Annotated in this window: 13 protein-coding genes; 6 read left to right on the plus strand and 7 right to left on the minus strand. The window is 62.7% G+C overall.

The genetic code is table 11. The features are described 5' to 3' along the window. Positions 1–11: 11 nt before the first annotated feature. From BLW80_RS18685 to BLW80_RS18700, 4 genes are read left to right on the plus strand one after another with little or no spacing between them, the layout of a single operon-like run. The gene (locus BLW80_RS18685; protein WP_093759924.1) at positions 12–1,625 is read left to right on the plus strand and encodes an ABC transporter substrate-binding protein; all 1,614 of its coding nucleotides are present in this window, start codon (positions 12–14) and stop codon (positions 1,623–1,625) included. Between the two features lie 24 nt (positions 1,626–1,649). After that, positions 1,650–2,627 (plus strand): ABC transporter permease, encoded by a 978-nt coding sequence (locus BLW80_RS18690; protein ID WP_093759175.1) that lies wholly within the window; start codon positions 1,650–1,652, stop codon positions 2,625–2,627. A 3-nt stretch (positions 2,628–2,630) separates the two neighbouring features. Further along, positions 2,631–3,461, plus strand: coding sequence for an ABC transporter permease (locus tag BLW80_RS18695; RefSeq protein ID WP_068738869.1), 831 nt, complete (start codon positions 2,631–2,633; stop codon positions 3,459–3,461). Then, entirely contained in the window at positions 3,458–5,092 is a 1,635-nt protein-coding gene (locus BLW80_RS18700; protein WP_093759176.1) for an ABC transporter ATP-binding protein, read from the plus strand. Before BLW80_RS18695 ends, BLW80_RS18700 begins: the two co-directional genes overlap by 4 nt. A 135-nt stretch (positions 5,093–5,227) precedes the next feature. On the opposite strand, the gene BLW80_RS18705 is transcribed toward BLW80_RS18700, so the two are convergent. After that, a complete protein-coding gene (locus tag BLW80_RS18705; protein ID WP_093759926.1) occupies positions 5,228–6,532 on the minus strand; it encodes an NAD(P)/FAD-dependent oxidoreductase in 1,305 nt (434 codons plus the stop codon). Between the two features lie 123 nt (positions 6,533–6,655). Between BLW80_RS18705 and BLW80_RS18710 the strand changes: the two genes are divergently transcribed. Continuing rightward, positions 6,656–7,513, plus strand: coding sequence for a VOC family protein (locus tag BLW80_RS18710; protein WP_093759177.1), 858 nt, complete (start codon positions 6,656–6,658; stop codon positions 7,511–7,513). 181 nt (positions 7,514–7,694) lie between these two features. On the opposite strand, the gene BLW80_RS18715 is transcribed toward BLW80_RS18710, so the two are convergent. From BLW80_RS18715 to BLW80_RS18740, 5 genes are all read right to left on the minus strand, one after another. Then, entirely contained in the window at positions 7,695–9,080 is a 1,386-nt protein-coding gene (locus tag BLW80_RS18715; protein ID WP_093759178.1) for a M20 family metallopeptidase, read from the minus strand. A gap of 1 nt (position 9,081) precedes the next feature. Continuing rightward, positions 9,082–10,425 (minus strand): aspartate aminotransferase family protein, encoded by a 1,344-nt coding sequence (locus BLW80_RS18720; RefSeq protein WP_502688619.1) that lies wholly within the window; start codon positions 10,423–10,425, stop codon positions 9,082–9,084. Between the two features lie 41 nt (positions 10,426–10,466). After that, complete coding sequence (locus BLW80_RS18725) at positions 10,467–11,465, minus strand: phosphotransferase (RefSeq protein ID WP_210185340.1); 999 nt, start codon at positions 11,463–11,465, stop codon at positions 10,467–10,469. Positions 11,466–11,814: 349 nt separating this feature from the next. Then, entirely contained in the window at positions 11,815–12,054 is a 240-nt protein-coding gene (locus BLW80_RS18730; protein WP_093759180.1) for a DUF6719 family protein, read from the minus strand. A gap of 307 nt (positions 12,055–12,361) precedes the next feature. Then, positions 12,362–12,697, minus strand: a complete 336-nt coding sequence (locus BLW80_RS18740; RefSeq protein WP_139285855.1) for a hypothetical protein — start codon at positions 12,695–12,697, stop codon at positions 12,362–12,364. 387 nt (positions 12,698–13,084) lie between these two features. On the opposite strand from BLW80_RS18740, the gene BLW80_RS18745 reads away from it, so the two are divergent. Next, positions 13,085–13,339, plus strand: a complete 255-nt coding sequence (locus tag BLW80_RS18745) for a hypothetical protein (RefSeq protein ID WP_139285856.1) — start codon at positions 13,085–13,087, stop codon at positions 13,337–13,339. 39 nt (positions 13,340–13,378) lie between these two features. Here BLW80_RS18745 and BLW80_RS18750 read toward each other — a convergent pair whose 3' ends face one another. Continuing rightward, the gene (locus BLW80_RS18750; protein ID WP_093759182.1) at positions 13,379–14,698 is read right to left on the minus strand and encodes a UDP-glucose dehydrogenase family protein; all 1,320 of its coding nucleotides are present in this window, start codon (positions 14,696–14,698) and stop codon (positions 13,379–13,381) included. Positions 14,699–14,739: the final 41 nt, after the last annotated feature.

The following is a 14,739-nucleotide window of genomic DNA, read 5'->3' on the forward strand; positions in this document are numbered from 1 at the left end:
ACTTCGACACCATGACCCGCCTGGAAATGACCCGCCGCACGGCGCTGCTGACCTCCGCCGCCATTGCGGCCAATGTCGCGAACCCGCTGCGCGCCTTCGCGCAGGAAACGCCCCGCAAGGGCGGCGTGTTCAATGTCCATTACGGTGCAGAACAGCGTCAGCTCAACCCCAGCATTCAGGCCTCCACCGGCGTCTACATTATCGGCGGCAAGATCCAGGAAGCACTGGTCGATCTCGACGCCAATGGCCAGCCGGTCGGCGTGCTCGCGGAGAGCTGGGAATCCACACCGGACGGCAAGACCATCACCTTCAAGTTGCGCAAGGGCGTGACCTGGCACGACGGCAAGCCGTTCACTTCGGCCGACGTCGCATTCACCGCCATGAACATGTGGAAGAAGATCCTCAATTACGGATCGACCCTGCAGCTGTTCCTCACCGCCGTCGAAACGCCCGACGCGCAGACCGCGATCTTCAAATATGAGCGCCCGATGCCGCTCGGCCTGCTGCTGCGCGCGCTGCCGGACCTCGGCTACATCTCCGCCAAGCACCTCTATGAGGGCAGCAGCGACATCCGCCAGAACCCGACCAACCTCGCCCCGGTCGGCACCGGCCCGTTCAAATTCGTCAAATACGAGCGCGGCCAATACATCATCGCCGAGCGCAACGAGAACTACTGGCGCCCGAACGCCCCCTATCTCGATCGCATCGTCTGGAAGGTCGTCACCGACCGCGCCGCGGCCGCCGCCCAGATGGAAGCCGGCGACATCCAGTACAGCCCGTTCACGGGTCTCACGATTTCCGACACGGCAAGGCTCTCCAAGGACAAGCGCTTCATCGTCTCCACCAAAGGCAATGAAGGCAACGCGCGCACCAACACCATCGAGTTCAATTTCCGCCGCAAGGAGCTGGCCGATATCCGCGTTCGCCGCGCCATCGCGCATGCGATCAATGTGCCGTTCTTCATCGAGAATTTCCTCGGCGACTTCGCCAAGCTCGGCACCGGCCCGATCCCCTCGGTCTCCACCGACTTCTATCCGGGTCCGGACACGCCGCAATATGCCTATGACAAGAAGAAGGCGATCGCGCTGCTCGACGAGGCCGGCTTCAAGCCCGGCGCCGGCGGCACCCGCTTCTCGCTGCGTCTCCTGCCCGCGCCATGGGGCGAGGACATCTCGCTATGGGCGACCTTCATTCAGCAATCGCTCGGCGAAGTCGGCATTCCCGTCGAGATCGTCCGCAACGATGGCGGCGGCTTCCTGAAGCAGGTCTATGACGATCACGCCTTCGACCTCTCAACCGGTTGGCACCAGTATCGCAACGATCCCGCCGTCTCGACCACGGTCTGGTACCGCTCCGGCCAGCCGAAGGGCGCGCCCTGGACCAACCAGTGGGACTGGAAGAACGACGCCATCGACAAGGTGATCGACGACGCGGCCACCGAGATCGATCCGGTCAAGCGCAAGGCGCTCTATGCGACCTTCGTCAAGGAAGCCAACACCGAACTGCCGGTGTGGATGCCGATCGAACAGATCTTCGTCACGGTGATCACGGCCAAGGCGCGTAACCATTCCAACACGCCGCGCTGGGGATCGTCGAGCTGGCACGATCTTTGGCTTTCCGCCTGAGCCAAACTTCGCCACAATAGCCAGATGCGCATCCTGAGCCTTGCGGGGCGGCGGCTCGCCGCCTCGATACCCACATTATTCCTGATCCTGATCGGCGTGTTCCTGCTGCTGCAATTCGCACCGGGAGACACCGTCGATGCCATGATGGCGCAGATGGGCGGCGGCGATGCCGCGACCGCGCGCGAGCTGCGCAAGTTCTATGGGCTCGACCTTTCGATCCCGATGCAACTCGGCAACTATCTGTGGCGGCTGATCCGGCTCGATCTCGGTTTCTCCTCGATCTACGGCAAGCCGGTCGCCACCGTCATCCTCGAGCGGCTGCCGCCGACGATCCTGCTGATGACCGCGTCGCTGTCCTTTGCGTTTTTCTTCGGCCTGCTGCTCGGCGTCATCGCCGCACGCGGCGTCAACAAGTGGCCGGACACGCTGATCTCCACCCTCGGCCTCGTCTTCTACGCGACGCCGTCATTCTGGTTCGGCCTGATGGCCATCGTGGTGTTCTCGATCTATCTGCAGTGGCTGCCGGCCGGCGGCTTCGAGGATATCGGCGCCGTACAGACCGGATTTGGCCGCACTGTCGACATCGCGCTGCATCTGATCCTGCCGACCTTGACGCTGGGGCTGATCTTCCTCGCCATCTATCTGCGCATCATGCGTGCCTCGATGCTGGAAGTGCTCAATCTCGATTTCGTCCGCACCGCGCGCGCCAAGGGTCTCGACGAGACCCGCGTGGTGGTGAAACACGTGCTACGCAACGCCCTGCTGCCGATGGTAACGCTGATCGGCCTGCAGGCCGGCACCATGCTCGGCGGCTCGGTCGTGGTGGAGAGCGTGTTCTCCCTGCCGGGCCTCGGACGGCTGGCTTATGAGTCTGTCGTGCAGCGCGATCTCAACACCCTGCTCGGCATCGTCTTCGTCTCGGCGCTTCTCGTCATCCTCGTTAACTTCCTCGTCGACCTTCTCTATGCGCGGCTCGATCCGCGCATCCAGGCGGAGGCGTAAGCGATGGATGCCGTGAAACGCTATTTCCGCAGCCCGGCCGCCGTCGTGGGCCTGCTGCTCCTGCTGGTGGTCATTGTGATGGCGATCACCGCGAGCTGGATCTATCCGCGCGATCCGCTGGCGCTGGCTGGTCGGCCGCTGATCTGGCCGTTCTCCAATCCGCGCTTCCTATTGGGCACCGATAATTCCGGCCGCGATATCGCCGCGCAGATTTTCTACGGCGCGCGCATCTCGCTGCTGATCGGAGGCGTGGCGACTGTCATCGCCGTGGTCATCGGCGTGCTGATCGGCGCCTTTGCCGGCTATTATGGCGGCTGGGTCGATACCGTCTTGATGCGCATCACGGAGGCGTTCCAGACCCTGCCGAATTTCGTGCTGCTGCTGGTGCTCGTCGCCGTGTTCGGCTCGACCATCACCACCGTCACCATCGCCGTCGGCATCGTGTCATGGCCGGCACCGGCGCGGCTGACGCGCGCAGAGTTCATGTCGCTGCGCAGCCGCGAATTCGTCCAGGCCGGGCGCACGCTGGGCATGAAAGACATTCAGCTCATTCTGGGTGAGATCCTGCCCAATGCGCTACCGCCGGTCATCGTCTATGCCAGCGTGGTGATGGCCCTTTCGATCCTGCTGGAAAGCGCGCTGGCGTTCCTGCGGCTGTCCGATCCCAATGTGGCGTCATGGGGCAACCTCATCGGTCTCGGCCGCGACGTGCTGCGCGTGCAGTGGTACGTCTCCGCGATCCCCGGCATCGCGATCCTGCTCACCGTGCTCGCGGTGTCGCTGGTCGGCCAGGGCCTCAATGATGCGCTTAATCCGAGACTGAAAAGCCGATGAGCGCCGTGGACAATCCGATCCTCACCGTCGATGGCCTCAGCGTGAAGCTGCCGAAAGGCGCCGACCGCTCCCACGCGCTGGGCGGCGTCTCGATGGCGATTGCCGCCAATGAGATCGTCTGCGTGGTCGGCGAGTCCGGCTCCGGCAAGTCTGTCATGGCCAACGCCATCATGCGGCTGCTGCCCGGCGAAGTCGCGATCGATGGCGGCCGCGTGCTGTTCGAGGGCAAGGACCTCGCCAGCGCCAGCAATGCCGAGATGCGCAAGGTGCGCGGCGCCGGGATCGCGATGATCTTCCAGGAGCCGATGACGGCGCTTAATCCGCTGCGCACCATCGGCGACCAGATCGGCGAGATGTTCGAGATCCATACCGATCTCTCGAAGGCCGACATCAAGGCGCGCGTGCTGGCTTTGCTGCAAGACGTGCACATTCCCGATCCTGCCCAGGCCGCACGCGCCTATCCGCACGAACTCTCCGGCGGCCAGCGCCAGCGCGCGATGATCGCCATGGCGCTGGCGCTCGATCCGCGCCTCCTGATCGCCGACGAGCCGACCACCGCGCTTGACGTCACCACACAGGCGCAAATCCTGAAACTGATCAAGGAATTGCAGAGCCGCAGGAATACCGCGGTGCTGTTCATCACCCACGATTTCGGCGTGGTCGCCGAGATCGCCGACCGTGTCGTGGTGATGCAGCATGGCAATGTGGTCGAACAAGGCGACGTCAAGGACGTGCTGACGAATCCGCAGCATCCCTATACGCAGCAACTGATCGCCGCGGTGCCGCCACTGACGGCGCCGCCGCCGCGCGCACTGTCCGACGACATCATCCTGACGCTCGACAACGTGTCGAAGACCTATCGCAATGGCGGCTTTCTCGGCCGTGGCGTGCGCGTGACCCATGCGGTGAAATCGGTCTCGCTGAAACTGCCGCGCGGCGCGACGCTCGGCATTGTCGGCGAGTCAGGTTCGGGCAAATCGACGCTGGCCCGCTGCATTATCAGGCTGATCGATCCCGATGGCGGCGCGATCGTGCTGGAAGGCAAGGACTGGGCGAAGCTCACGCGCGACGAGGTGCGCCGCGAGACCAAGCACATCCAAATGGTGTTTCAGGACCCGTTCGCCTCGCTGAACCCGCGCCGCAAGGCCGGCGATCTCGTGGCGCAGGGTCCGATCGTACACGGTACGCCGCGTGCGCAGGCAGTGGCACAGGCGAAGGAGCTGTTCCGACTGGTCGGCCTCGATCCCTCGGCCATCGATCGCTTCCCGCACGAATTCTCCGGCGGCCAACGCCAGCGCATCGGCCTCGCACGTGCGCTCGCGCTGAAGCCCGACGTGCTGGTGGCCGACGAGGCAGTCTCGGCGCTCGACGTCTCGGTGCAGGCGCAGGTGCTGAAGATGCTGCACGAACTGCGCGAGCGGCTTGGGCTCTCGATCGTCTTCATCACGCACGACCTGCGCGTCGCCGCGCAGATCTGCGATCTCGTCGCGGTCATGAAGGACGGCGAAGTCGTCGAACATGGATTGGCCGGCGAGGTGTTCGGCAATCCGCAGCATGCCTATACGCAGGCGCTGCTGGCCTCGATCCCCGGCGGCGATTTCGCGCGCAGCCGGAAGCCGGTGACGGTGTAGCTCCATCCCTCATGGTGAGGAGCGCGCACTTGCGCGCGTCTCGAACCATGAGGTGGCTAGGTTCCGAGCTCGCGCCCATCCTTCGAGACGCCGCTGCGCGGCTCCTCAGAATGAGGGCTGAGTGTGTGGCGTACGCTAAGCCATCTCCTTCGCGTCCCTTCGCCGGTACACCAGCAGCATGAACGGCGCGAGCAGGCGCATCAGGCCGTGGGCTGCAATCGGGACTGGCTCGGAGAATGGCAGCGCCAGTTCGCTCTCCGGCACACCGCGCACCACCTTCGAGAATTCATCGCCGAGCGCCACCGACAGCGCCACGCCGCGGCCGTTGCAGCCGGTCCAGCCATAGGCATTCGGCCCGAGCTTGTGCATGCGCGGCAGGAAGTCGGTGGTCATGCCGACATAGCCGTTCCAGACATAGTCGAACTGGACATCGCCGATCTGTGGCCACAGCCGCTTCAGACGTTCCGCGACCATAACTTTCAGCCGCTCCGTCTTGTCGCCGAGCCCAACGACATTGCCGCCGGTGACCAGACGGTTGCGCGCATCGTAACGCGCGAAATACAGCTCGCCATGCGTATCCGACATGGACTGACGGCGGGGGATGATGGTCTTGCGTGCCTCGTCCGACAACGGCTGCGTCGCCATCTGCCAGGACAGCACCGGCATGACTTCACTGGCGATGCCTGGTGAGAGCTGCTTGGAGAATTCCCCGGTATAGGCATTGGTGGCGACGACCAGGCTGCGCGCGCTGATCTCGCCGGCTTTCGTCTTCACGATCCAGCGGTCACCCTTGCGCTCGTAGCTCTCCACCGGCGAGCGCGCATAGATGCGACCACCCTGCTCCAGCACCACGCGCGCAAGGCCGCGCGCCAGCGCCAGCGGATTGATATGGCCGCCGGTCTTGTTCCAGAAGCCGCCGAACCACGCATCGGAACCGAGCAGCGTGCGCATCTGCTCGCGTGACAGCAGCTCCACCGGCGCGCCGTGCTTGGCCCATTGCCGGACGCGGCGCTCGGCAATCTTGATGCGGCCCGGCGAATGCACCGGCTGGATCCAGCCATTTTGTTCGGCCTCGGCCTGGATCTGATAACGGCGCGTGAGGTCGAACAGGATCGAGGCGCTGTCGCGGATCAGCCCGACGAGGCGCTCGCCGGCCGTGCCATAGCGCTTGATGATGTCCTCGGGATCGGGCCGCGACAGCGTCGGGATGACCTGGCCGTTATTGCGCCCCGACGCACCCCAGCCCGGCTCCATCGCCTCGACCACGGCGACATCGACACCGGCTTCGCGCAGATGCAGCGCCGTCGAGAGCCCCGTGAAGCCGCCGCCGATGACGACCACATCGGCGTCAACAGCGCCCTTCAGCTCGGGCAAGTCCGGACCCGGAGGCGTGACGCCGGCCCAGAGCGACTTCGGCCAGGGCACATTTGCGGTATCCATCATCACGCCTTTCTGCAGCATCAATCATGCATTGCGCCGCGCGACCGAATATAACCGTTCTCTTGCGGCACCCCTGCATTCTGCATAGTTTACGCACCTGATCCATTGCAAGGTAATGAGCACGTGACGCTGAAAAACATCGTTGGAATCGACCACGCCGTGGTCGTCGTAAAAGACCTCGACGCGGCCGCTGCGAACTGGAAGAGCCTCGGCTTTACGGTTTCGCCGCGCGGCACCCACAGCGCCAAGATGGGCTCCGGCAATTACACCATGATGCTCGGCCCGGACTATGTGGAGCTGCTCGGCGTGCTCAACGAGACCGAGCACAATGCGCCAACGCGGGCATTTCTCGCCAAGCGCGGCGACGGCATCGAGCGCATCGCCTTCACAACCACCGACGCAACCGTCGGCGCCGAGGAAATCCGCGCACGCGGCTACACGCCGATCGGCCCGACCGATTTCGAACGGCCGGTGACGATGCCGGACGGCAGCCTGAGCGCGGCGAAATTTGCCACCTATCAGTGGCCCTATGAGGAAGCTCCCGGTGGCCTCCGCATCTTCGCCTGCCAGCACAAGACACGCGAGACCGTCTGGATTCCCGAGCTGCAGGTGCATGCCAATACGGCGAAGCGCCTGAAGAAGGTGTTCATCGTCACGCCGGAGCCGGAGAAGGACGCGCAGCATATGGCGAAGCTGATCGACGGCACTGCAAAGACGGAAGCCGACGGCGCCGTGACCGTGCCGTCAGGCGGCGACCGCGCGGACTTTGTGTTCGTCACCAAGGATGTATTGGCGAAGCACTTCCCCGGCACATCGCTGGCCGGCATTCCCGAGCGTGGCGGCATTTCGCTGGTGTTCGGCGTGGCTGATATTGCAGCGGCCGAGAAGGCGGTTGGTACAGCGGGCGCCCGCAGCGATGTCGGCGTCGTCGTGCCGCCGAGCAAGGGCAATGGCGTGTTGCTGGCGTTTGTAAAGGATTGATCTTGCTTACCTCGCCCCGCTTGCGGGGAGAGGTCGACTTTCACTTGCGCGAGCAAGTGGAAGTCGGGTGAGGGGGAGCCAGTGTTTCACTCGCTGGCTCCCCCTCACCCGTCGCGGACTTCGTCCGCGCCACCCTCTCTCCGCCTAGCGAAGCTTCGCTTCGCCGGGCGGGGAGAGGGACCTACGGCGCCCGGCTCTTCACTTCACCCAAATCCCAGAACAACCCCGCCATGATGTTCAGCGCCTGTTCCGTCACCGGAAGAAGAATGTGTTCATCCGGCGCGTGCTGCGAGCAGCCGGGATAGGAATGCGGCACCCACACGGTGGGCAGGCCGAGAGTATCCGTGAACACGTCATTCGGCAGCGAGCCGCCGAAATTCGGCAGCAGCGCCGGCGCGCTACCCGTGGTCTTGCGAACGGATTCGACGGCCCAACCCACCCATGGATTATCGATATCGGTGCGCGAGGCCGAAAAATATTGCGACTGGCCCACCTTGATATCAGCGAAGCCGTTTTCAGCGAGATGCTTCTGAATCGCCGGCATGACATTCTCGATATCGGTGCCGACGACAAAGCGAAGTTGCAGCACCGCGCTGGCCTTGCCCGGAATGGCATTGGCGGGATTGTTGATATTGCCGGCATTGATCGCCAGCACTTCCAGCGTGTTCCAGGCATAGAGCCGCTCCGCCGGCGACAATCCGTCTTCGCCCCAATTCTCGGACAGAGCGGGTTCATCGGCTGATGGCGCGACGATGACATCGGCCAGCGCCGCGCGAACCTGATTGGAAATGCGCGGTGGCTTCAATGCGTCCAGCAGGATACGACCGTTCTTGTCGATCAACGTCGCTATCGCCGAAGCGAGGATCGTTGCTGGATTCGCGAGTAGCCCACCCCAGTTGCCAGAATGATGTGCGCCGTCGCGCAGCTCGATGTCGAGATGGATGCGGCGGCCACCACGGCAGCCGAGAAAGATTGTCGGACGCTCGGCGGAGAGACGCGGGCCATCGGAGGCCAGAAACAGGTCGGCCTTCAGCGCATCGCGATGGGCTTCGCAGACCTTCGGCAGATCGGGTGAGCCGATCTCCTCGCCCATCTCGATGATGAACTTGGCATTGAAGCCCAGTTTGCCGCCGCGCGCTTCATGCACGGCGCGGAGGGCCGCGATGTTGATGGCGTGCTGGCCTTTATTGTCGGCGGTGCCGCGGCCATAGACGCGCTCGCCGACGGTGGTGCAGCGCCACGGATCGAGCCCGTCGCGCCACTCGCCTTCCATGCCGGGGACCACATCGCCATGGCCATACATCAGCACGGTCGGCAGGTCGTCGCTCTCATGATAGGTCGCGAGCAGATGTGGCCCGCGCCCCGACGGCGACGGGATGATGTCAGTCGTAAAGCCGAGCGCCGTGAAGGTCGGCGTCAGTTCCTGCTCAAGATAGGCGCGCAGATCGTCGGCGCGCTTGTCGCTCTGGCTCTCGGTCTTGTAGCCCACCATGCGATCGAGCGTGGCGAGGAAATCACCCGACGCGAACTGCGCGTTGACCCGCGCGATGGCATCGATCCGTGTCATCTCAGAGCGACGCCATCACGGCTTCGGCCTCGGTCAGCAGCCGGTCGGCATTTGCCTCGGTGAAGACCAGCGGCGGGCGAACCTTCAGAACATTGGCATGAGGGCCCGTCGCCGAGATCAGCACGCGACGTGCGCGCAGACCATTGACCACGGCAGATGCAGCGGCGGCATCCGGCTCTTTGGTGCTGCGATCCTTCACGAGTTCGACGCCGACATAGAGGCCGGAGCCACGGACGTCGCCGATCTGCTCATATTTCTTCGCCAGCGCATGGAAGCCGTCACGCAGGATTTTGCCGACGCGGAGCGAATTCTCGACCAGCTTCTCGTCGCGAATGACGTTCAGCACGGCCTGTGCGGCCGCCATCGCCACCGTATTGCCGCCGAACGTGTTGAAGTAGCGATTGTCGCGGCCGAATTTCTCGACGATCTCCGGCAGCATCACAGCAGCAGCAACGGGGTAGCCATTGCCCATCGGCTTGCCCATGGTGATGATATCAGGCGTGATGCCGTGGCGCTGATAGCCCCACAGTTTCTCGCCGCTGCGGCCGAAACCGGACTGCACTTCATCGGCGATGAACACGCCGCCAGCCTTGTGCACGACATCGATCACCGGCTTCAGCACGTCGGTCGGATGCGAGAAGATGCCATCGGACGAGAACATCGAATCCGCAATAAAGGCGGCAACGCCGGCACCGCGGCGCTGCAGGTCGACGATCTGCTCGGACACTTTCTCCGCCATCCAGGCACCGATCTTCTCCGGCGCAATGCGATAGGAATCCGGTGCGGGCACGCGACGCACGAAAGTGCCGAGCGGCGAATACGGCCCGAGCGACGGCGAGAAGCCCGCGGTCAGCTCCGAATTGCCGTGATAGGCCTCTTCGGTGATGATGATGCCCAGATTGCCGGTGTGATGCTTGGCCATGCGAACGGCGAGATCATTGGCTTCCGAGCCGGTGCAGGTGAACATCGCATGACGCTTGGGCCCGTCGAATGTGCCGAGCAGGTCTTCGGCGTAATCGAGAATACCCTTCTGGATGTAACGCGTATGGGTGCAGATGGTCTGCGCCTGCTGCGTGATCGCATCGACCACGCGCGGGTGGCAGTGACCGACCGACACCACGTTGTTGTAGGCGTCGAGATATTCGTTGCCCTCTGAATCATAGAGCAGCACGCCCTTGGCGCGCGCGACCTCGACCGGGTTGCTGTAGAACAGCCGGTAGGCTGGACCGAGCAGATCGCTGCGGCGCTTCACGAGCTCGCGGCTCTCCTCAGTGAGGCCGGTTGCCGTGGCGGGGTCGAAGCCGTTGACCATCTTGCCGCGCGGGGCGCTGGTGACTGCGGTCATGTTGTTGTTTCCTCTGGAAGCAGGGTCGGATGTGGCGGAGATTATCTGGCGAAGTCCATCAACTGATCGGAGATCTCGTCCATCGAGCGGGCGATGAACCAGTCCATCTGCACCCAGGTCTGCTCATTGTTGCGCAGAACATAGGCGGCGACGGACGGCACCCGGTTGGCCATGGCCGTGGACAGCAGCAGGCGCGTCGCCAGACGCGAGAAGATCAGATGCGGAATGAGGCTCAGTTCTTCCGCCGTCAGATCGGCGATGGAGAGATAGCCTTTCAGCAGATCGCGGCCATCGGCAAAGACATCGCCGTCCATCGCGACGGGCAACTGATTGAGCATCGCCGTCGATGCATCGATGGCGATCGCGGTGCGGACCGTGTCGCCGAAATCGATGATGCCGCTGACAAAACCCGGCAGCGACGCATCGACGACGACATTGGAGCGGGTAAAATCATTATGCAGCACCTGCATGCGGCACTGCTTGAGTCGGGTTTCGATGGCGGCGAAGCGCTCCAGTGCAGCCTCGACCTTGCGGCGCTGTGCGGCATCGGTGATTTCCGCCAGCAGATCGCGCAGCGTCAGCAGGTTCTTGACGTCCCATGCGACAACCCTTGAATCCGACGGATGGCTGAAATCGGCCAGCGCGAGGCGGAGCCGCGCCAGCAATTTGCCGATCTCGGCCCGACCCGACGCCGTGGACGGCACCTCGCTGAGAGGCTGGCCTTCGAGATAGGACATCATCCGCACCTGCCGGCGCTGGCCGGCACGATCCAGATAATTGAAATGCCGCTCGCCCTTGTCGTTGGGAATGACGCGCGGCACCGGCAGATCGGGCGCACGCGCCGCGACGTGATCGAGCACCTGCACCTGCAGATCAATCTCGGGAATGTCCTCGATGGGGTTCGCAACCTTCAGGATAAAGCGCGGCCCGCTTGCCGGCGCGATTCGGAAGGTGTCGTCCTTCTCGGTGGCAAAGCGCGTGGGACGGCCTTCGATGCTAAAACGCTCGCGGGCGAGATCGACGGCCTCATCATCCGTCATATTTATATACGATGCCGCGAGTCCGCCCTGCATTGCACCCGGACGCGCGGAAGGCTCAAATGTCACCTGAACTGATCCATCTCGATTCGGAACCCGGCACGTCGCGGCCGGTACGCGCGACCATAGCAATGCTGTTCCCGCTTGTCAGGGCGTCCGCGCGGATGCGGGCATTTTCGACGAATTAAGCCCGTATTTTCTGCCTTTGCTGCCCATTTGGGCATGGATGCCACGGAAGCCACATCCATCGCATATGCGCGGCATCGATGCGCCGGGCGCCGTCAACGCCTATGGCGTGGGCCGACCGACGATACAGCAGGCGACGGCGTAAGCGCCGTTGCTCTGGTCTTGGCTATTTGCCTCTGACGGCGCCGGCGCCGCGAACGTCGCTGATCGGCACACAGCTCTTCTTGCGACGCTGGTTGTTCGGCGCACCTTGCACCTTCAGCACCTTGCCCGCCGAACACGAACCGTTGTCGACGAACACGGTCGCATACGGATCCATCATCAAAGGTTCGAAGGAGAGAAATTTTTGCGCGAAACACGGCTGGGCGACGGCCGTCAGGAACAGTCCAAGTAGAATAGTACGCACGACGATTATCTCACATAGATGACAAGACCGCCGATGATCACCAGGGCCGCGATAGCAAGAACATGGGCGCATGCGATCGAAACCGCCTCAAGGGCGGAACCGACTTTCTGCCTGAGCTTCGACTCCTTGAATCGGAGCATAGGCATGCGAGACGCCACTTGCGCCTTGAAACGAGAGTCAGTCAATGAGCAGTCCCCAAATGCCGGCGCAAGATGTGTCCCACTTTGCCGACGAGCAAAGACTTGCGGTCAAATGAGGCGACAGTGAGTCAGGGTAACAGCCGACAATGATCGCCGGGATTCGTCGGTCAGTTGGATTCCATGATCCATGCCCTGCCCGCTTGCGCGACGGACGGCGCAACATCGCGGCCGCAGAACTCCGCAGCGCGTTCGAATTGTTCCTGAATTTCCGATGTTACCACCCCATTTGCGGCATCGAGTTCCCGCAGCGAGATGGTCGATGTGAAGGTTCCGGCAAAACAGCTGCAGAACTTTTTGGAATCGCTCGAAGGTTTGTTCGGCCGCTTGCGAAAGTGGTTCGAACAGCTTGTTTCCAGATTGTTCGCCATCTGATCAATTTCGTTCGCATAGATCGGGGACGCGATCACGGCGGCAAGTGCCAGTATAAATGTAGTTTGTCTCATAGTGCGATCATAACCTCGGTACTCCAGCAACGCATCGTCACTCTGTCGTCATCCTCAGGTTCCACGGGAGAAAGCTCGTGCTCACGCGCCTGTGTTCGGTATTCCGACATTCGGGGTTGAATTGTTGCAATTGTGACGGTTGAACAAATGAGCCGCATTGGCGATGTTCGCGGATGGGGCGGATGCCGAAAGTGATGTGATTCTGCGATCTGCGGTCTGAGCGCCGCATTATTCGCTTATTCAATGGGTTCTCTGCTACGCGACGATCTCGGCATTTCCAGCAGACATGTCAGGTCGATAACGCTACACTGTCCGGGATTGATTGCGCTGTTGCTTGCGCTCGAATTCCTGAGCACCAACTGGACCACGCCGTTGCAGGATAGCGGCATGCCCCATAGGGACGCCTTCATGGACAAGATCGCTCCGCATAAAGTCACGAAGGCCGATATCGTCTTCTCCGTCGGCCGCGGCCTCGTGATGGCCGCAGCCATCATCGGCGCCACATATTTCCTTGGAAGCTGGTATCTCGGCGGCAGCGACCTGGAATCGATCTACCAGACTGAAAGCTATAACGACGCCTCCACGACGCCGCGAAGCGAGCATGCGACTGCGCCCGGCACGACGGAGGAAGCGACGCAGTAAGACACTGCGCGCCTCCCCTTATCTGCGCAGATGCGCGAGCTAGTAAGCCACTGCTTGCGGCCGCCCGACGCCGCTATAGAGAAATCCGTTCCGCGTCACTTCATCCGGCGAATAGATGTTGCGGAGATCGATGATCACCGGACAGGCCATGATCGCCGCCATCTCCTTCAGATCGAGCGCGCGGAACTGCTCCCATTCGGTGACGATGACCATGGCGTGACACCCGCGGGCGCATTCATAGGGCCCCTCGCAAAAGGTGACATTTTCGAACACCTTCTTCGCCTGCTCCATGCCCACGGGATCATAGACCCGCACCTCGGCGCCCATATCCTGCAGCGCCGTGATCAACGGGATCGACGGCGCGTCGCGCATGTCGTCGGTATTCGGCTTGAAGGTCACACCGAGAATGGCGATGGACTTGCCGCGCAGATTGCCGCCGAAGGCATGCGCCACCTTGCGTGCCATCGCGCGCTTGCGCTGGTCGTTGACGGCAACCACGGTCTCGACGATGCGCAGCGGCGCTTCGTAATCCTGGCCCGTCTTGATCAGTGCCAGCGTGTCCTTCGGAAAACACGAGCCGCCATAGCCCGGTCCGGCGTGCAGGAATTTCAGGCCGATCCGGTTGTCGAGGCCGATGCCCCGCGCGACTTCCTGCACATTGGCACCGACCTTCTCGGCGAGATCGGCGATCTCGTTGATGAAGGCGACTTTCGTGGCCAGGAATGAATTGGCGGCGTATTTGGTCAGTTCGGCCGTGCGGCGATCCGTATACATGATCGGCGACGAGTTAAGATGCAGCGGCCGGTAGACTTCGGCCATCACGTCCTTGGCACGCTGGTCGCTGGAACCGATGACGATACGGTCGGGATGTTTGAAGTCTCTGATAGCCGCGCCTTCGCGCAGGAACTCCGGATTCGAGACCACGGCGAATTCCGCCTCCGGGTTCTCCTCGCGAATGATGCGCTCGACCTCGTCGCCGGAACCGACCGGCACCGTCGACTTGTTGACCACCACGGTGAACTTCTTGATGGCCTTCGCGATCTCGCGCGCCGCTGCATAGACATAGGACAGGTCCGCATGACCGTCACCACGCCGCGATGGCGTGCCGACGGCGATGAACACCACCTCGGCCGCACCGACAGCAGATGTGACATCGGTAACGAATTTGAGACGTCCCTGCTTGGCATTGCTCGCGACCAGCGCATCGAGACCAGGCTCATGGATCGGAATCTCACCGTTGTTCAGCGCATCGATCTTTCCCTGATCCGTATCGACGCAGGTGACGTGATGGCCGAAGTCCGAAAAGCACGCCCCCGACACGAGCCCCACATAGCCAGCGCCAATCATGGCAATTCGCATTGCATGTCCTGTCTTGTAAACAGTCCGCGGTCAGAACGACC

The organism is Tardiphaga sp. OK245, assembly GCF_900108575.1.
Lineage (GTDB): Bacteria > Pseudomonadota > Alphaproteobacteria > Rhizobiales > Xanthobacteraceae > Tardiphaga > Tardiphaga robiniae.

Excerpts from the sequence above, each read along its gene's own strand:
- BLW80_RS18685 (WP_093759924.1), top strand. The coding sequence starts at position 12 with ATGACCCGCCTGGAAATGACCCGCCGCACGGCGCTGCTGACCTCCGCC.
- BLW80_RS18690 (WP_093759175.1), top strand. The coding sequence starts at position 1,650 with ATGCGCATCCTGAGCCTTGCGGGGCGGCGGCTCGCCGCCTCGATACCC.
- BLW80_RS18695 (WP_068738869.1), top strand. The coding sequence starts at position 2,631 with ATGGATGCCGTGAAACGCTATTTCCGCAGCCCGGCCGCCGTCGTGGGC.
- BLW80_RS18700 (WP_093759176.1), top strand. The coding sequence starts at position 3,458 with ATGAGCGCCGTGGACAATCCGATCCTCACCGTCGATGGCCTCAGCGTG.
- BLW80_RS18705 (WP_093759926.1), bottom strand. The coding sequence starts at position 6,532 with ATGGATACCGCAAATGTGCCCTGGCCGAAGTCGCTCTGGGCCGGCGTC.
- BLW80_RS18715 (WP_093759178.1), bottom strand. The coding sequence starts at position 9,080 with ATGACACGGATCGATGCCATCGCGCGGGTCAACGCGCAGTTCGCGTCG.
- BLW80_RS18720 (WP_502688619.1), bottom strand. The coding sequence starts at position 10,425 with ATGACCGCAGTCACCAGCGCCCCGCGCGGCAAGATGGTCAACGGCTTC.
- BLW80_RS18725 (WP_210185340.1), bottom strand. The coding sequence starts at position 11,465 with ATGACGGATGATGAGGCCGTCGATCTCGCCCGCGAGCGTTTTAGCATC.
- BLW80_RS18740 (WP_139285855.1), bottom strand. The coding sequence starts at position 12,697 with ATGAGACAAACTACATTTATACTGGCACTTGCCGCCGTGATCGCGTCC.
- BLW80_RS18745 (WP_139285856.1), top strand. The coding sequence starts at position 13,085 with ATGCCCCATAGGGACGCCTTCATGGACAAGATCGCTCCGCATAAAGTC.
- BLW80_RS18750 (WP_093759182.1), bottom strand. The coding sequence starts at position 14,698 with ATGCGAATTGCCATGATTGGCGCTGGCTATGTGGGGCTCGTGTCGGGG.